Source organism: Claveliimonas bilis (assembly GCF_030296775.1).
Taxonomy (GTDB): Bacteria; Bacillota; Clostridia; order Lachnospirales; family Lachnospiraceae; genus Claveliimonas; species Claveliimonas bilis.
Genome location: NZ_AP027742.1, coordinates 2,261,910 through 2,279,441 on the forward strand (window position 1 = coordinate 2,261,910; position 17,532 = coordinate 2,279,441).

Below are 17,532 nucleotides of genomic sequence, written 5' to 3' on the forward strand. Positions count from 1 at the left end.
TTATGCACTCTTTGCAAACTGTGAATTGTACAGTTCTGCATAGAATCCGTTCTGTTCCAGCAATTCTTCGTGTGTTCCCTGTTCCACAATATCTCCGTCTTTCATGACCAGGATCATGTCCGCATCCCTGATTGTGGAAAGACGGTGAGCGATGATAAAGCTGGTCCGTCCCTTCATCAGATTGTCCATGGCTTTCTGGATCCGCACCTCTGTCCTTGTATCTACCGAACTTGTTGCCTCATCCAGGATCAGGATCTTCGGATCTGCCAGGATTGCTCTTGCAATCGTCAGAAGCTGTTTTTGTCCCTGGGAAACATTACTTGCCTCCTCATTGAGCACCATATTATATCCGCTTGGAAGCGTCTGTACAAACCGGTGCACATAAGCCGCTTTCGCCGCTTCCACCACATCCTCGTGAGTAGCATCCAGCTTTCCGTAACGGATATTTTCCTCAATAGTGCCGTTAAACAACCAGGTGTCCTGCAAAACCATGCCGAACATTTTTCTTAGTTCTCCCCTGTCAAAATCCCTGATATCATGACCATCCACCTTAATCGCTCCACTGTTCACATCATAGAACCGCATCAGAAGTTTTATCATCGTCGTCTTTCCGGCTCCTGTCGGTCCCACAATGGCGATCTTCTGTCCCGGCTCTACCTTGGCATTAAAATCATTGATGATGATATGGTCCGGATTGTATCCGAAGTGCACATGGTCAAATTCCACCCGGCCCTCCAGATTCTCTGTGGATACCGGACTTTCAGGCGAAGGCTCTTCCTCCTCCTCTTCGAGAAATTCAAACACCCTCTCGGAAGCTGCCGCCGTAGACTGCAGCATATTGGCAACCTGTGCTACCTGCTGGATCGGCTGTGTAAACTGACGGACATACTGAATGAAAGACTGGATATCTCCCACCTCAATCGTATTCCTGATCGCCAGATAGCCCCCCAGGATGGACACCGCCACATATCCCAGATTTCCTACAAACTGCATAACCGGCATCATCATACCGGAGAAAAACTGTGATTTCCAGGCAGACTGATACAAAATGGTATTTGTCTCATTAAACTCCCGGATAATGTCTTCTTCTTTATTGAAGGCTTTCACGATGTTATGACCACTGTAAACCTCTTCTACCTGACCATTAATGTGTCCCAGATATTCCTGCTGGTCTTTGAAATACCGCTGGGAATGCTTGACGATCACAGAAATCAGTCCCATGGAAACCGGAAGGATTAAAAGGGCAATGAGTGTCATCAAAGGGCTGATGCTCAGCATCATAACAAGTACGCCGATGATGGTCGTCACTGATGTAATGACCTGTGTAGCACTCTGATTCAGGCTCTGCCCCAGGGTGTCAACGTCATTTGTAATACGGGAAAGAATCTCTCCATGAGTCATTTTATCAAAATAGTTCATAGGCATACGGTTGATTTTTTCCGAAATTTCTTTTCTCAGGCGGTAAGTCATCTTCTGTGAGATTCCTGTCATAATATAGCCCTGTATAAAGGAAAGTATAGCGCTGACACAGTAAAGCCCCATCGCCCCAAGCAAAATCTGCCCTACTTTTCCGAAGTCAATCCCGGATCCTCCTGACACTTTGCTTACCAATCCGTTAAAAATCTCTGTCGTTGCTTTTCCTATAATCTTAGGTCCTGCTATATTAAAGGCTGTGCCTCCGATGGCAAAAATAGCTACAAACAGTATAGCAATCTTATACTTTCCCATATAATCCATCAGTTTTTTCATGGTGCCTTTAAAGTCTTTTGCCTTTTCCCCCGGCGCCATGTGGCCGCCCATATGTCCATGTCCTCTTTTTCCTGGTGCCATCCTAGCCCACCTCCTTCATGTCATTTTCCAGTTCCTTCTCAGAGAGCTGTGAAGATGCGATCTGATAATAGGACTCGCAGTTTTTCAACAATTCCTTGTGGGTACCGATGCCGGCGATTTTTCCGTCATCCAGGACAATAATCTGTTCTGCATGGAGAATGGTGCTGATCCTCTGGGCAACAATAATTACTGTGCTGTCTTTTGTCTTCTTGTTAAGAGCATTACGGACTGCCACATCTGTTTTATAATCCAAAGCGGAAAAGCTGTCATCAAAAATATAAATCTTTGGATGTTTTGCCACCGCTCTGGCAATGGACAACCTCTGCTTCTGTCCTCCGGAAACATTGGATCCACCCTGCGAGATCGGACTTTTGTATTTTTTCTTTTTATTTTTAATGAATTCTGTTGCCTGCGCAATCTGTGCTGCTTCTTCCATTTCTTCCTCTGTCCCGTCCGGATTGCCATAAAGGATGTTGGACGCAATATCACCTGAAAACAGAATACCTTTCTGCGGCACATATCCCAGCTCGCTTCTTAACTTATGCTGTGTAATGTTCCGGATATCATGGCCATCCAATAAGATCCTTCCCTTTGTCACATCATAAAATCTGGGGATCAGATTTACCAAAGTTGTTTTACCGCATCCGGTACTTCCGATAATCGCTGTCGTCTGCCCCGGCTTTGCAGTAAAATTCAGATCTTCCAGTACATCTTCCTCTGCTCCCGGATAGCGGAAGGATACATGATCGAATGTGATCTCTCCCCGGCAGTCCTCTATTTCTTCCGGCTGATCCGGATCCAAAATCATGGTATTGCTCTGAAGCACTTCATCGACACGCTCGGCAGATACGGCAGCTCTTGGAAGCATGACAGAAATCATACAGATCATAAGGAAGGCCATAATGATCTGCATAGTATACTGGATAAATGCCATCATATCTCCCACCTGCATTGTACCGTCGTTAACGCTGTGAGCGCCGTTCCACACGATCAAAACAGAAATCCCATTCATGATAAGCATCATGACTGGCATCATAAAAGTCATGGCACGGTTTACAAAAAGATTCAGCTTTGTCAGATCCGTATTTGCCCTGTCAAACCGTTTTTCTTCATGCTCCTCTGTATTGAATGCCCTGATAACCTGCAGACCGGTAAGGATCTCTCTGGAAACCAGGTTAAGGCGGTCTACCATTTTCTGTACGATCTTAAATTTCGGCATTACAACAAGGAACAGTATAATTACAACTGCAAAAATCAGTCCCACTGCCAGACCAATGATCCATGACATATCCACATTGGTATTGAACACCTTCCAGATACCGCCGGCAGCGATAATAGGTGCATACAATACCATCCTTAAAATCATGACTGTCAGGATCTGTATCTGCTGAATATCATTGGTGCTTCGGGTAATCAGCGAAGCGGTAGAAAAGGTATCAAACTCATTGTTGGAAAATCCTACAACCTTGTGGAATACCTTTTCTCTTGTCTCCCGTCCCACACTTGCTGCAACCCTGGACGCCATCAGACCTACCAAAATGCTGGCCAGCATTCCAAGAGCGGCAAGCGCCAGCATTTTGCCTCCGGTGCTTAGGATATAACTGTTCTGTATGGCATCCATATCCAGTCCCAGATTTTCATAAACAGAACGGATATAGACTGTGGCCGCCTGTTCCACAATGGTGTCCGGCATATCCTTAAGTCCCTCATCCATCTGGCTTACCATCTCATCCCTCTGGGCTGCATCCATCATGGAAAACATCTCAAAGACTGTCATGTCATTTGAAATTTGTACAGGCATTTCTGCCTGTCCCTGCTGAAGCGGCATCGTCTGTTGCATTTGCTGCTGCATCTGCTCCTGCATCTTTTCTTCCATTTGTTTCGTCATATCACTGTCAGATTCGAATCCCGAAACAAGAAGCATTGGTTTTCCCAGTATATCAGAAAGTTCCTGCGCCTTATCCTCCTGTCCGCTGATTTCGTCTTTTAAACGGTACACCGTTCCATCGTAATCATAATCCCTGTCTTTGCTGACCTCATACGCATTCTGTACTTCTTCCTGGTCTTTCGATGGGACAAACAAAAGAAGCTTGTTTAACTCCTCCTCTGATATTTCCTCCGGAATTGTCTCATCAACACCGCCCTGCTGAATACCAATATTTACAATATCAGAAGTATAGGACGGAAGGGACAGATCACAATATGCCTGTACCATCAATACACATAAAATCAAAAAAACGGTTCCTGCATAAGGCTTCAGGAACTTAAACAGCTTTCTCATATACTTATGTCTCTCCTTTTTGTCATGATTATTCCTCTTTATCCTGGGGATACATCCGGCTGATAATACAGTTCATATCCATTCCATCCATTTCTTTGGATTTCAGGATATTTTCTTCCATCTGCAGTAAAAATCTCCGAAGAAGAAGCTTCTCTTCCGGCAAAAATCCCCGAAACATGATTTCCTCTATCTGGCGGAATACTTTCTTCATGTCATCAATACATCCAGTCCCCTTTTCCGTCAGGTGAATCCTGATTTTCCTCTGATCCAGTTCATCCGGCTGTTTTATCACATAGCCTTTCTCCTCCATTTTCCTAAGAGCAACCGTCATGGACGGCGGTGTGATCCCGATTCTGGCGGCCAGCTCTCTCTGTGTCAGATTCCCACGATGGCTCAGTGTGAACAGAATACCTGCCTGCCCCGGATTCAGATCAAAATGCTCCAAAAGATGTATTGCCTGATACTTTGTCAGATGAAGAAGCTGCTGCAAAATCATCTGAACAGGAGCATTTCCGTTCTCCAATTTCATTTCGCACCTCCCTATTAGTTAGATGTCTAACGGTTATTTTAGTAGTGTTGATCACTAAAGTCAACGTATAAAGACTAATTTTTATTATCTTCTTATACTTTTCACAAAAAATTTATTAAATATCTAATCAAAAAATGCAATTTGGCACGTAACACTTTTAAAAAATGTTACGTGCCATGTTATTTTTTTATCAATCTATATCTTCTTCTGCTATTTTGCTTTTCGCATCCGGTTCTCCCTGTACCAGGTGAAGATGCCGGATTCTCTCTTCCAGCCCCCGCTCCACAATGTACTGATATACGCTCTTGGGAACCAGATGCTCCCACTCCTCTCCGGTGGCAATACAGCTTCTCACCCATGTGCCGGTCACTCCGGCTTCTTCCTTTGTCCGCCTCCAGAGTACTTCTGTTTTCAGCCCCAGGCTGTTTAAGATTTTCAGCTTTTCTTCTTCCCAGCCATCGCAGATTCCCAGATAGTACACGCCATCCTCTGGGACGTACTGTGTAATATACTCCGGGCGGTTAATGGGAAACGGCATAATCTCATACTCTGATGCCGGCACTCCAAATTCTTCCATCGCCAGGCGTATCATCTCATACCGTTCCAGATAGGTCAGCGGATTTGCGCCTCTTGTGGAGCGGTTTTCATCGTTGACCGATTCCCGCACATAGGACGGGTCCGGATTAGTAATCCCAATATATAGCTTTTGGCACCGCATTTTTGCTGCCAGCAGATATTCCATATGTTTCAGGTGCAGAACCTGAAATCTTGCATTTACAACCCCTTTTTCTACCATAGCTGATTCTCTCCTCCTGTTTTCTTCTTCCCAGTATACTCTGCCTGGCAATGAAATGCAACCAGACACACTCTCCCTTACAAATACAGCCGGAAATCTCACCCGATTACGGTTGCCAGGTTCCTTTTCCTATATTAAAATAATATATAACGCCAGTAAAGGGTGATTCCATTCAAGATAAAAAGGAGGTCTCTTTATGCTTCAAAGTGAGCAGCAGACTTATATTGAAACTTCTCTTCCCTTTTGGGATAAACTGACTTCTTCCGAAAAAAATATCGTGCTGCAAAATGCAGCCTTTTCTTTCTACAAAAAAGGAGAATCCATTCACAGCGCCGAGTACAAATGCCTCGGGCTTCTCCTTGTAAAATCCGGTTCGCTCCGCGTATATATTCTATCGGAGGATGGCAGAGAGATTACGCTGTACCGTATCCAGGAAGGGGAACTCTGTGTCCTTTCTGCTTCCTGTGTCCTTCAATCCATCACATTTGACGTATACATTGACGCTGTGACAGACTGTGAACTCCTTCAGATCAGTTCTTCAGCCATTGCACTTCTGATGCACGACAACATCTATGTGGAGGCCTTTGCATACCGTGCAATTACAGAACGATTCTCTGATGTCATGTGGGCAATGCAGCAGATTCTGTTTATGAGCTTTGACCGGCGCCTCGCCATCTTCCTACTGGATGAATCTGCTTCATTAAAATCCGATGAACTCCATATGACCCACGAAGAGATCGCCCGGCTGATGGGAAGCGCAAGAGAGGTAGTCACCCGTATGCTGAAATATTTCTCTTCAGAAGGGTATGTCGAACTGTCCCGGGGCATGGTAAAACTCACAAACAAAGCCGCCCTGCGGCGACTTTGCTGATTTTCTGTTCAAATAAAGAAAAAGGCTTTTGTACGATTACACATATGTTCCGCCAGAAGGAACTACAGCTCCTCCGGAGTCAATTCCCATCAACGCGCTGACGATCGTCCACATAAGACGGAAAAGCCAGTTTCCCACGGAGTTCATGGGATAACTTAAGGCTCCGCTCATCAGAAGGACTACCAGGATCAAAGTCCGGTAGGGGCGTATTCTCGCGTAAAAATATGCCACTTTTGGGTAAATCTGTTCCAGTACATTGGAGCCGTCCAGCGGCGGAAACGGGATCAGATTGAACACGCCAAGACCGATATTCATCTGCACAGAATAGTAACAGAGCAAAAAACCTGTCTGCGCAAACGCCGAGTCCTCTCCTCCGTATACCGCAAAGAGCATGCACAGCACGAGAGACAGAAAGGCTATAATAAAGTTCATAACGGGTCCCGCAAGGGACACCAGTATGATTCCTTTCCTTCTGTCTTTATAGTATCTGGTATTGATCCTTACCGGTTTTGCCCATCCCACATGGAAGAAGATGAGGCAAAGCGTTCCCGCCAGATCCAGGTGCTTCAGCGGATTCAGGGACATTCTCCCTTCAAGCCTTGGAGTGGGATCTCCCAGTTTTTCAGACACCCACCCATGTGCATATTCGTGAAATGTTATGGCAATTAAAATTACCGGAACGGTGTAGAGCAGAGCTCTCAACTGCTCTAAATAATATTGAAATACCATTTCTATTCATCCTTTTTGAGCAAAATCTTCATAAATTCTTCCCCGGTTATGGTCTCCCTCTCATAGAGATACTGTGCGATCTCATCCAGCTTCTTTTTGTTTTCCCGAATGATATTCGCAGCTTTTTCATATTGTTCTTTTACCACATCTACTACCTTTTTGTCAATTTGTGTCTGAGTTTCCGGGGAACATGCAAGTGAAGTATCACCTCCAAGATACTGGTTCGTCCGGGTTTCCATGGCCACCATTCCGAACTCCTCATTCATTCCGTATCTTGTGATCATGGCTCTCGCAAGCTTTGTCGCCTGCTCAATATCATTGGATGCTCCTGTTGTAATAGAATGAAATACTATTTCTTCTGCCGCCCTTCCTGCTGTCAGAGTTGCGATCTTATTTTCAATTTCTTCCTTGCTCATCAGATAATGATTTCCCTCATCTACCTGCATAGTATATCCGAGGGCGCCGGATGTACGGGGCACGATCGTAATCTTCTGAACCGGAGCAGACTGTGTCTGCATTGCTGCAACGAGGGCATGGCCTACTTCGTGGTAAGATACGATCAATTTCTCTTTGTCTGTCAGAATCGCATTTTTCTTCTGGTATCCGGCAATGACAACCTCAATACTTTCTTCCAGATCACTCTGTGTTGCAAACTTTCTTCCCTCTCTCACGGCCCGAAGCGCCGCCTCATTGACAATATTTGCCAGTTCCGCCCCTGAAGCTCCCGAAGCCATACGCGCAATTTTATTAAAATCTACATCTCCGGCAACTTTTATCTTCTTGGCATGTACTCTTAAAATGTCCTCCCGCCCTTTCAGGTCCGGAAGTTCAACAGGTACTCTTCTGTCAAACCGGCCCGGTCTTAAAAGTGCCGGATCCAGAGATTCCGGTCGGTTTGTGGCAGCCAGTATGATAACGCCGGTATTTTCCTCAAATCCGTCCATCTCTGTCAGCAGCTGATTCAATGTCTGCTCTCTCTCGTCGTTTCCTCCGATCTGTCCATCCCTCTTTTTACCGATGGCGTCAATCTCATCAATGAATACAATACAGGGAGCTTTTTCCTTTGCCTGACTGAACAGATCTCTCACCTTTGATGCCCCCATCCCCACAAACATTTCCACAAATTCGGATCCTGAAATAGAAAAGAAGGGAACACTGGCCTCCCCTGCAACTGCCTTGGCAAGCATGGTTTTTCCTGTTCCCGGAGGGCCTACAAGAAGGATCCCTTTCGGCATGGAAGCCCCAATTTCTTTATATTTCCCGGGATTGTGCAGATATTCCACAATCTCCGTCAGATTTTCTTTCGCTTCATCCTCCCCTGCCACATCTGTAAATTTGATCCCTTCCGTAGAATTCACATAAATTTTGGCATTACTTTTTCCCATGCCAAACATCATGGAATTAGCTCCCCCTGCCTTTTTAGTAAGTTTACGGGACATATACTGTCCGATCAGAATAAAGATTACCAGAGGAATGATCCAGGAAAGCAGCGCACTTAAAACCGGAGAGGTCTGGCGGATTTCTTCCCCATAAAACGAAATTCCCGCATCATACAGTCTCTGAGTCAGCTGGTCGTCCTCTACCATAGCGGTCTTATAGACTGCTGTCTCGTCCTCGTCTGTAAACAAAATAGTATTTTCCTGCTGCTGGATCTCTACCTTTCCTATCTTTCCTTCTTCTGTCATAGATATAAATGTACCATAGTCTACTTCTTTGATCTGTCTTTCTGAAATCCATGGCATTGCCAACAGATTAAAGAGAAGCAGTACAATAATAACAATCGTATAGTAATAAATCAGTGGTTTCTTCGGTGATTTTACCTGCTGCATATTTTTCCCTCCTACTGTTCTTCGCATTTCATCTGTGCGTCAATGGCTGTCAGCGCTGCTAAGAGAGCGTGATTCATTGCCTGTACGGCAAAATCAATACTATATTCCGCATACAGCGTCTTTGCCTCTGCTTCTTTTTCTACTGTAGTCCCGTCCCCTCCTATGTCGTCTGCTATACTGTCAATAAGCTCTTTTGTGCGGTTCATATATTCCAGCTGTGCTTCAGCCAGCTTATATACCGCCCGGGAACGGCATCCTTCCATCCTCTGTTCCAGTATATACCCTTGCTTATCACACTCGTTCCGCATCTGGCGCATTTCCTCCAGGATTCTTCGATGATCCTCATTCTGGCAAACTTTCATTCTTCCCTGAAACTGCTCATACTGACATTCCAGTTCATAAAGCTTTGCCGCAAAAATGCCCTGACCGATCTTCATGCTTCATCCCTCCGTTTCTATTATTTACTTTATCACCTTCTTTTTTCTTCTTCCATTATCAATCTTTTTCAAATGACTAGACAGACTGCTGCATCTGTAAAGAAGATATCTGGACAGCTCTTTTTTTCTATGTTATGATTTTTCATATTGATGGAGGGCGGGAAAATAACACAGATATAAAAGCAGCTGTTGTCTTTCAGTGCTTTTACAACAGGAGGAAGTATACTTGACTGAAAATTTGAAAGAAAAAATTGCCCATACCTTTCTCGAAATGACTGGCAAAAAAGGCATAGACAAAATCACAATTAAAGACCTGGTAGAGAAATGCGGTATTTCCCGTCAGGCCTTTTACTATCATTTTCGCGATATCCTTGATGTTATCGAATATATACTCCAAAGTTCAGCTGATCGTCTTATGGAATGCTGTCTGTCTGCACCCTCTGTCCAGGATGCTCTCTATCTGTTTGTAGACTTTTCCATCGAAAATCATACTTTTATCCAGCGCCTCTTAGACTCCCGTCAAAGGGACAGCATGGAAAACTTACTTTTTCACACTTTCCGCAGTTACATGGAAGAAATGTATCAAAACAAAGCCTCTGAAATCCCCATCAATTATCATGATTTGAAAGTAGCTTTGGATTTCTATACTTACGGCATTGCCGGGCTTTTAATGGAAAATATCAGCCGGAACACCTTGGACAGAACGGTTCTTGCAGATCAGATGTACCGTCTTCTGGCCGGACAGATCATACTCTTCCCTACCGAGAAATAAAATGTTCCGGCTCTATACTTTTCCGATTATTTTATCCTTTGTAAAATATCTTCCGCAGCCGGTACTCCGTGCAGGCTCTTTGCCGAAAGGACCGCTCTATTTACCGCATTTTCCATTGCATGGACCGCAAGGAGACTTACCATATCTACATTGGCATTTATCCGGCTGCTTCCAACTGCTGCCGCATAAATGCTGTCGCCGTCAGCAGATGTATGCACAGGGCGGATCGTTCTGGCATATCCGTTATGGGAAGCAGATGCCACTCGCTTTAACTGCATTTTATTCAGATCTGCATTACAGATGACGATTCCAATGGTGGTGTTTGCGGTAAAGAGATTGTCCCCTTCCTGCTGCGCAATGCCGGACAGCAATGCCTGCTCGCCATCTTCGAATCCGTCTCCTTTTCCATTCCGCATGCCTGCTATCTTCTCATGAGTCTTACTGTCATAGATGTCTCCCAGAGCATTTACCACAACAAGAGCTCCTACTTTCAATTCTCCTGCCTGCACAGCGTAGCTTCCAAGACCTGATTTCATCATCCGCTCTGCTCCCATAGCCTTTCCGACAGTAGCTCCTGTTCCTGCACCTACATTTCCCATTGCAGTCCTTTGATCCCTTTCGTAAGCATCCTGGCAGGCCAGATATCCCATCTGAAGATCCGGACGCACATCGGCACGCCCGATCCCCAGATCATAAATACAGGACTGGCAGATCAGGGGAACCTTGGCGTACCCGGTCTCAAATCCGACTCCTTTTTCTTCCAGAAATTTCGCTGCGCCGCATCCGGCTTCCAGGCCAAAGGCGCTTCCTCCACTCAGTACGATGGCATGGATCATCTCTGTGGAAGCCAGCGGCTCCAGAAGAGCGCTCTCTCTGGACGCCGGTCCTCCTCCTCTTATATCTACAGCCGCTGCCATTCCTTCTTCGGCAATCAGAACAGTACAGCCTGTCGCTGCCTCCTCGTCGGAAGCATGTCCGATCCGTATTCCCTCAAACTCTGCAAGGGAAATCTCCTTTGTCTTAAATGATTCTTCTTTCATTATACGGTCATTCCTTTCTGCTCTGGGGCCTTCTCTTACTCTGCCGTGCAGCTTACCGGTTCATAGCCGGCTTCTTTCACCGCGTCCATCAGAACCTGATCAGCCACATCTGCCGACAGCTCTACTTCAGCCTGCTTTTTGTCAAGATCGACCTGGGCGCTTTTTACGCCTTCTACTGCTGCAAGTGCTTTTTCCACATGCATTTTACAGTGTGCACACATCATACCTTCTACAATCAGTTTCTTTTTCATGACCATACTTCCTTTCTCATTTTCATCTTGGTTTTTATTCTGCATATCCACGTCAGCGGCCTGCATATCTGCGCCGGCTGCCTCCTGAATCTTGCTTTCTCTTTCATTTTCACTGCGGCTGGGCCCAAAAAGCCGGAGCCTTAAGGCATTGGTAACAACGCACACAGAGCTTAGGCTCATGGCTGCCGAACCGATCATCGGACTTAGGCGAAGTCCGAAAGCCGGGAACAGTGCTCCGGCCGCCACGGGGATCCCCAGAATATTATAGAAAAATGCCCAGAAAAGATTCATGTGTATATTGCGGATCACCGACTTGCTAAGTTCAATCGCAGTCACCACATCCTGAAGAGAATCCTTCATCAATACCACATCAGCTGATTCAATGGCAATATCCGTACCTGCCCCAATGGCAATACCGATGTCTGCCCGTGTCAGAGCCGGCGCATCATTGATTCCGTCTCCCACCATGGCAACCTTATGCCCTCTCTCCTGATAAGAGCGGACACACGCCTCCTTTTCCGTCGGAAGCACATCAGACACAGCTTCTTCAATATCCAGCTCCTGGCGGATCGCTTCAGCAGTCACCTTGTTGTCTCCGGTCAGCATGACAACATGAAGGCCCATTTCCCGGAATTTCCGGATTGCCTCACGGCTGGAATCCCGGACGGTATCTGCCACGGCAATAATACCGGCAGCACGTCCTTCTCTTGCGAAAAGAAGAGGTGTCTTTCCCTGAGATGCAAATTTCTCCATCTTGTTTTGCACTTCTTTGGCGTCCACTCCTTCTCCCAGCGTCTGTTCTTCCTTCATAAACGCCAGATTCCCGGCTATATAACTTTGTCCCTTTACCTCTGCACGAACTCCCCGGCCGGCTGTTGCTTCAAAATTCTTAACTTCCGGAATGTCCAACCCATCTCTTTTTGCCTTCTCCACAACTGCCTGTGCAAGAGGATGTTCGCTCCCTGCTTCCACCGCTGCTGCCTGGGCAAGAAATTCCTGTACTTCCATACTCTCATCTAAGAGTTCAATGTCTGTCACCTGGGGATGCCCGGAAGTGATCGTTCCCGTCTTATCCAAAATGACCGTATCAATGGAGTGAAGATTTTCCAGACTTTCTGCTGATTTCACTAAAATACCGTACTCCGCCGCTTTTCCGGTTCCTACCATGATCGCCACGGGCGTTGCCAGTCCAAGGGCACAGGGGCAGGAAATCACCAGAACTGCTATGGCATTGGAAAGAGCAAATTCAAAGGTCTGGCCAGCCAGGATCCATACCACAGCTGTCAAAACAGCAATTCCGATCACCACAGGAACAAAAATGCCGCTGACCTTATCAGCCATTCTTGCAATCGGGGCTTTGGAATTTCCCGCTTCATCCACCAGACGGATAATCTGGGAAAGAGTAGTATCCTCCCCTACTTTAGAAGCCTGGAACCGGAAGGTTCCGTTTTTATTTATGGTGGCGGAAATCACTGTATCGCCGGGCTGTTTCTCCACCGGTATACTCTCGCCTGTAATCGCCGCCTGATCCACATAGCCATACCCCTCTGTCACAATACCATCTACCGGTATGCTCTCTCCGGGGCGTATCACTACTGTGTCACCTGCCGCTACCTGCTCTGCCGGAATTGTCATCTCTTTGCCGTCCCGGAGGACCACTGCATTTTTCGGCGCCAGATCCACCAGCTTTCCAAGAGCATCCGAAGTCTTGGATTTCGAGCGGGCTTCCAGATATTTTCCCACTGTCACAAGGGTCAGTATCATCGCTGAAGATTCAAAGTAAAGGGCATGTGCGTACTCGTGCACCAGTGCCATGTCCTGATGACCGAATCCATACGCCATGCGGTACATGGCAAACAGTCCGTAAACCAGAGAGGCTCCCGATCCGATGGCTACCAGCGAGTCCATATTGGGAGCGCGCTTTACCAGTGCTTTCAGCCCTACTTTGTAAAATTTTCGGTTCAGTACAAGAATCGGAATCGTGAGAATAAGCTGTGTCAGAGCTGAGATCATCGCATTTTCCATACCTGTCAATATTCCAGGTACCGGAAGTCCCATCATCGCTCCCATGGCTACATACATCAGCGGAATCAGCAGAATAACCGAAGCGGTCAGACGTACTTTCATACTCCGTCGTTCCTCCTCAGCCCGGCTTTGCCGGCTCTCCCATTCACTCCGGAATCCTCCGGACCGGTCTTTTGCATCTGCCCCTGTCAGGGAGGCGCCGTAGCCAATTCCCTGCACGGACTGCAGAATCGTTTCTCTATCCAGTTTCGTCTCATCATAACGAACTGTCATCTGATTGGCAAGGAGGCTGACATCTACCTCCTCCACCCCTTCTAATTTCTGTACACATCGGGTTACATTTGCCTGGCAAGCTGCGCAGGTCATCCCGGTAACATTATATTTTTCTTTCTTCATCTGCCAGGGTCTCCTTTCTTTCATACCCCCTAGTGGTATTTCTTCTATATTATATACCCTGCCAGCGTATTTTGCAATACTTCTTCTGTGTATTTTTTGAAAACCATTCTCACTTTATTTTACAGATCATCTACCAATGCTGTTGATTTGGCATAAGCTGTTGATCTTGCCTCAAAAAAGTCTGTCTTTACCATATTGGCATTGGAATACTGGGATACCCATTTCATGGATTCCGGCTCTTTCTCCTGATCAGGATACAACACCTCATATCCCAGAGAAGTCCACCTGAGATTTCCCAGATACTGTATATAATCTGTCACCATCTGTCTGTTCAGCCCGGGGATGTCATCGCCGATAACATAATGTCCCCATGCGATTTCCTGTCTCACGCCTTCCTTCAGAAGCTCCCGCAGCTCATCTACCATCTCATCTGTAAACAGCTCCGGATGTTCCTTGCGAAGCTCCAGAATAATACTGCGGAACAGCCACAGATGTGTATTCTCATCCCGGTTGATGTAGCGGATCTCCTGAGCAGATCCCGGCATTTTCCCGTTTCTTGAAAGATTGTAGAAGAACATAAATCCGGAGTAGAAATACACGCCCTCCAGAACATAATTGGCCATCATAACCTTAAGCAGCGTCGCAGCATCCTTTTTTTCCTGAAACAGATTATAACAGTTTCCGATAAACGTGTTTCTTGCCAGAAGGTGCTCATCGGTTTTCCACTGATACAAAATATCCATCCTCTCATCCGGTGAACAGATACTGTCCAGCATATAGGAATAAGACTGTGAATGAACGCATTCCTGGAAGGTCTGAATATTCAGACACAGATTTACCTCATTTGCCGTAATATACTCTCCTACACATGGAAGATTGGCTGTCTGGATAGAATCCAGAAACACAAGAAAAGAAAGGATCTTATCATAGGCCTTTCTCTCCTGGGGAAGCAGCTTATGATAATCTTTCAGATCCTGAGATAAATTGATCTCCTCGGGAATCCAGAAATTGTTCATTGCCTGACGGTACCAGTCTGATACCCACGGATATTTCAGATTATTATAATCATTGAGATTTGTCGTATTTCCGGCGATCATCCGCCTTTTTAACACTTCCGTATCCCCATTTGGATTAAACAACGGTTTATGGGGAAGCGGTTTTGTTACATCAAATTCCTGCATTTTTCTTCCTCCTCTTTTGCCAAACAATCCTGCCCCTTAAGAGGAGCAGGATTCGCATTCTTCTACTTCCAGCGATTTGGAACGCACATAATATACCGTTTTTACGCCGCTCTCCCATGCCAGCAGATACAGGTTCAGCACCTGCCGCATGGTATAGTCGTTGGTAATATAAAAATTCATAGACTGTGCCTGATCGATATGCCGCTGACGCACGCCGCAGGCTCTCACAGACCACTCCTGGTTAATGTGATGAGCATTGGTGTAATACCAATAAGTATCCATACTAAGATCCGGCGCCACCCTGGGAAGCATAGCTCCTTTTTTCTCTTCCAGGAAATACTTGTTCATAACCGGATCAATACCGGCTGTTGTTCCTGCAATAATAGAGGTAGAGCTGGTAGGCGCAACAGCGAGAAGATAAGCGTTCCTCATCCCCTGTTCTCCTACCTTTTTCTCCAGGGCCTTCCATTTTTCCGAGTCATATCCTCTCTTCCGGAAATAGTCTCCGTTTTGCCAGTCAGATCCTTCAAAATAGCGGTAGCTTCCCTTTTCCTTTGCATAATCGGAACTTGCCTCTATTGCAGCATAATTAATCTTTTCAAACAGAGTGTCCACAAAAGCAAGGTGTGCTTCGCTCTGCCAGCCGATCTGATTCTTCGCCAGCATATGATGATAACCGCTGACACCAAGACCGATGGAACGGTAATTCTGATTTGTAATTTTGGCGTACGGAAGCGGATAGAAATTCAGATCGATAACATTGTCCAAAGCCCGCACCACTGTCCGCACGGTCTCCCTCATATAGTCATCATCCTCTACCGGGAGATTGCCAAGGGAAAGGGAGGCCAGATTGCAGACAACAAAATCTCCTGCCTTTGTCTCATTTACAACAACCGTATCCCCTTCTTTTGTTTTAATCTCTGTACTTACCGTAGAAATAGGCGCCATATTCTGGGCAATTTCCGTACACAGATTGGAGCAGTAAATGATTCCTCTGTGAGGATTCGGATTTGCCCGGTTTACAATATCTCTGTTGAACGTAAAAGGCGTGCCTGTCTCCACCACAGATTTGATGATCAGCCTTACCAGTTCTTTCAGATTGATGGCACGCTTGGTAATGCGGGAATCATTGACACAGTCCAAATAACGTTTCTCCCACTCTTCACCATAGTAATCCTCCAGACAATATCCTTTTATCAGGAAAATATCATGAGGGCACATCAGATACCAGTCCTGATCCATATTTTCCCGTACCATTCTCCAGAAAAGATCCGGATAACATACTGCCGGGAACACATCATGGGCTTTCATCCGTTCATCTCCGTTATTGGTACGCAGCTGAAGAAATTCCGGCAGATCCCTGTGCCATGCATCCAGATAGACCGCGGCAGCCCCGGCTCTCACTCCCAGCTGGTCTACCGCTACTGCTGTATCATTGACAATCCTCACCCAGCGTATCACACCGCCCGCTGCGCCTTCAAATCCCCGGATCGACCCTCCGGCCGCACGAACCTTCCCGAAATACAGGCCCATTCCGCCGCCATATTTGCTGACCTGTGCAAAGTTATCTACAGAGCGGAAAATTCCCTTTAAACTGTCAGGCACAGTATCAATAAAACAGGAACTGAGCTGATGGAAAGGCTTCCTTGCATTGGACAGAGTCGGCGTTGCCATCGTCACTTCCAGTTTTGAGAGCATATCATAAAACCGTTTTACCCAGGACATCCTGTCTGCTTTCTCCTTCATGGCAAGATGAAGGGCAATGCCAAGAAACATCTCCTGCACACTTTCCAGCGGTACATGCTGATGTGTACAGATCACATACCTCTTAATGAGAAGTTCCAGCCCTGAGAATGTAAAAAGAAGATCTCTTTGGGGCTGGATATAAGATTCTGCCTCACAGATTTCCTCCCGCGAATAGTTTTCCAGAATGAACGCTCCATACAGCCCTTCCGCTGTAAGATAGCGGATCTTATCATAAAGGCTCCAAAGTTTTCGGTCTTCCTCCTCCTTTTTCAAACGGCTGTTAAACTGAAAAGCAAGAAGATTCCCGGCAATGTTTTCCCACTTTGGCGCCTCCTGGCTTGTCAGTTCCGTTGCTGCCTTCACAAGAGCAGAGAGTTTTTCCTCTGCTGTCATCTGACTTTTCATAAAACCGGCAAATTTGCCTGCCAGCGCTGAAAGCGGATAAACATCTGAAGGATAGGTTTTCTGAATCCCGGCAAGCACTTCTGAAAGCTGCTCCATCCCCACCAGGCTGACAAGTTCATTCCTTACTTTTCTAAGCTCTGTCCGTTTCTGACGGTAAAGGATATAAGCTCTGGCTTCTTTAAAATGTCCTCTCTCCATCAGAGCTTCTTCTACCTTGTCCTGAATTTCCTCCACACTTCGGATCTTATCCTGTTCCATTTTACGTTCTACAAGGCCAAGCAGCTCTTCCAACTCCCCCGGAGCAGCCGGATCCTCGCAGGAGAGAAAGCTCTTTTCCATTGCCTGCATGATCTTGTCCGGGGAGTAGACCTCCTCCTGCCCGGATCTTTTGATAATCTTTTCAATTGTCATATA

General features: G+C 46.2%; 13 protein-coding genes. 2 read left to right on the forward strand and 11 right to left on the reverse strand.

Going from position 1 to position 17,532, the window contains the following annotated elements; all coding sequences use genetic code 11:
• The 4 genes from R2J37_RS11055 to R2J37_RS11070 form a co-directional block, all read right to left on the reverse strand.
• Window positions 1-1,830: an ABC transporter ATP-binding protein gene (locus R2J37_RS11055; protein WP_230105632.1), complete on the reverse strand. Its 1,830-nt coding sequence runs from the start codon at window positions 1,828-1,830 to the stop codon at window positions 1-3.
• A 1-nt stretch (window position 1,831) separates the two neighbouring features.
• A complete protein-coding gene (locus R2J37_RS11060; RefSeq protein WP_256194972.1) occupies window positions 1,832-4,111 on the reverse strand; it encodes an ABC transporter ATP-binding protein in 2,280 nt (759 codons plus the stop codon).
• 28 nt (window positions 4,112-4,139) lie between these two features.
• A complete protein-coding gene (locus R2J37_RS11065; protein WP_230105630.1) occupies window positions 4,140-4,640 on the reverse strand; it encodes a MarR family winged helix-turn-helix transcriptional regulator in 501 nt (166 codons plus the stop codon).
• 190 nt (window positions 4,641-4,830) lie between these two features.
• Window positions 4,831-5,436 carry a nucleotidyl transferase family protein gene (locus tag R2J37_RS11070; RefSeq protein WP_230105629.1) on the reverse strand — a complete coding sequence of 202 codons (606 nt, stop codon included), beginning with the start codon at window positions 5,434-5,436 and terminating at the stop codon, window positions 4,831-4,833.
• A gap of 196 nt (window positions 5,437-5,632) precedes the next feature.
• On the opposite strand from R2J37_RS11070, the gene R2J37_RS11075 reads away from it, so the two are divergent.
• Window positions 5,633-6,307, forward strand: coding sequence for a Crp/Fnr family transcriptional regulator (locus R2J37_RS11075; protein ID WP_230105628.1), 675 nt, complete (start codon window positions 5,633-5,635; stop codon window positions 6,305-6,307).
• Between the two features lie 36 nt (window positions 6,308-6,343).
• Here R2J37_RS11075 and R2J37_RS11080 read toward each other — a convergent pair whose 3' ends face one another.
• The 3 genes from R2J37_RS11080 to R2J37_RS11090 are packed head-to-tail and all read right to left on the reverse strand — an operon-like array spanning window position 6,344 to window position 9,302.
• Window positions 6,344-7,036, reverse strand: a complete 693-nt coding sequence (locus R2J37_RS11080) for a site-2 protease family protein (protein ID WP_256194976.1) — start codon at window positions 7,034-7,036, stop codon at window positions 6,344-6,346.
• A gap of 2 nt (window positions 7,037-7,038) precedes the next feature.
• On the reverse strand, window positions 7,039-8,865 hold the full coding sequence (gene ftsH / locus R2J37_RS11085; protein ID WP_316265021.1) for an ATP-dependent zinc metalloprotease FtsH: 1,827 nt from the start codon (window positions 8,863-8,865) through the stop codon (window positions 7,039-7,041).
• A gap of 11 nt (window positions 8,866-8,876) precedes the next feature.
• Complete coding sequence (locus R2J37_RS11090) at window positions 8,877-9,302, reverse strand: hypothetical protein (protein ID WP_316265023.1); 426 nt, start codon at window positions 9,300-9,302, stop codon at window positions 8,877-8,879.
• A gap of 226 nt (window positions 9,303-9,528) precedes the next feature.
• Between R2J37_RS11090 and R2J37_RS11095 the strand changes: the two genes are divergently transcribed.
• Entirely contained in the window at window positions 9,529-10,074 is a 546-nt protein-coding gene (locus tag R2J37_RS11095; RefSeq protein ID WP_230105624.1) for a TetR/AcrR family transcriptional regulator, read from the forward strand.
• A gap of 26 nt (window positions 10,075-10,100) precedes the next feature.
• On the opposite strand, the gene R2J37_RS11100 is transcribed toward R2J37_RS11095, so the two are convergent.
• The 4 genes from R2J37_RS11100 to R2J37_RS11115 form a co-directional block, all read right to left on the reverse strand.
• The gene (locus R2J37_RS11100; protein ID WP_316265026.1) at window positions 10,101-11,114 is read right to left on the reverse strand and encodes a P1 family peptidase; all 1,014 of its coding nucleotides are present in this window, start codon (window positions 11,112-11,114) and stop codon (window positions 10,101-10,103) included.
• 35 nt (window positions 11,115-11,149) lie between these two features.
• A complete protein-coding gene (locus R2J37_RS11105) occupies window positions 11,150-13,786 on the reverse strand; it encodes a heavy metal translocating P-type ATPase (RefSeq protein WP_316265027.1) in 2,637 nt (878 codons plus the stop codon).
• A gap of 119 nt (window positions 13,787-13,905) precedes the next feature.
• The gene (locus tag R2J37_RS11110) at window positions 13,906-14,967 is read right to left on the reverse strand and encodes a ribonucleotide-diphosphate reductase subunit beta (RefSeq protein WP_230105621.1); all 1,062 of its coding nucleotides are present in this window, start codon (window positions 14,965-14,967) and stop codon (window positions 13,906-13,908) included.
• Between the two features lie 36 nt (window positions 14,968-15,003).
• The gene (locus R2J37_RS11115; RefSeq protein ID WP_316265030.1) at window positions 15,004-17,529 is read right to left on the reverse strand and encodes a ribonucleoside-diphosphate reductase subunit alpha; all 2,526 of its coding nucleotides are present in this window, start codon (window positions 17,527-17,529) and stop codon (window positions 15,004-15,006) included.
• Window positions 17,530-17,532 lie beyond the last annotated feature (3 nt).

What these genes read in the sequence shown, in the direction of transcription:
- R2J37_RS11075 (WP_230105628.1), top strand. Translation starts at nt 5,633, where the DNA reads ATGCTTCAAAGTGAGCAGCAGACTTATATTGAAACTTCTCTTCCCTTT.
- R2J37_RS11105 (WP_316265027.1), bottom strand. Translation starts at nt 13,786, where the DNA reads ATGAAGAAAGAAAAATATAATGTTACCGGGATGACCTGCGCAGCTTGC.
- R2J37_RS11100 (WP_316265026.1), bottom strand. Translation starts at nt 11,114, where the DNA reads ATGAAAGAAGAATCATTTAAGACAAAGGAGATTTCCCTTGCAGAGTTT.
- R2J37_RS11065 (WP_230105630.1), bottom strand. Translation starts at nt 4,640, where the DNA reads ATGAAATTGGAGAACGGAAATGCTCCTGTTCAGATGATTTTGCAGCAG.
- R2J37_RS11055 (WP_230105632.1), bottom strand. Translation starts at nt 1,830, where the DNA reads ATGGCACCAGGAAAAAGAGGACATGGACATATGGGCGGCCACATGGCG.
- ftsH (WP_316265021.1), bottom strand. Translation starts at nt 8,865, where the DNA reads ATGCAGCAGGTAAAATCACCGAAGAAACCACTGATTTATTACTATACG.
- R2J37_RS11090 (WP_316265023.1), bottom strand. Translation starts at nt 9,302, where the DNA reads ATGAAGATCGGTCAGGGCATTTTTGCGGCAAAGCTTTATGAACTGGAA.
- R2J37_RS11080 (WP_256194976.1), bottom strand. Translation starts at nt 7,036, where the DNA reads ATGGTATTTCAATATTATTTAGAGCAGTTGAGAGCTCTGCTCTACACC.
- R2J37_RS11060 (WP_256194972.1), bottom strand. Translation starts at nt 4,111, where the DNA reads ATGAGAAAGCTGTTTAAGTTCCTGAAGCCTTATGCAGGAACCGTTTTT.
- R2J37_RS11110 (WP_230105621.1), bottom strand. Translation starts at nt 14,967, where the DNA reads ATGCAGGAATTTGATGTAACAAAACCGCTTCCCCATAAACCGTTGTTT.
- R2J37_RS11115 (WP_316265030.1), bottom strand. Translation starts at nt 17,529, where the DNA reads ATGACAATTGAAAAGATTATCAAAAGATCCGGGCAGGAGGAGGTCTAC.
- R2J37_RS11070 (WP_230105629.1), bottom strand. Translation starts at nt 5,436, where the DNA reads ATGGTAGAAAAAGGGGTTGTAAATGCAAGATTTCAGGTTCTGCACCTG.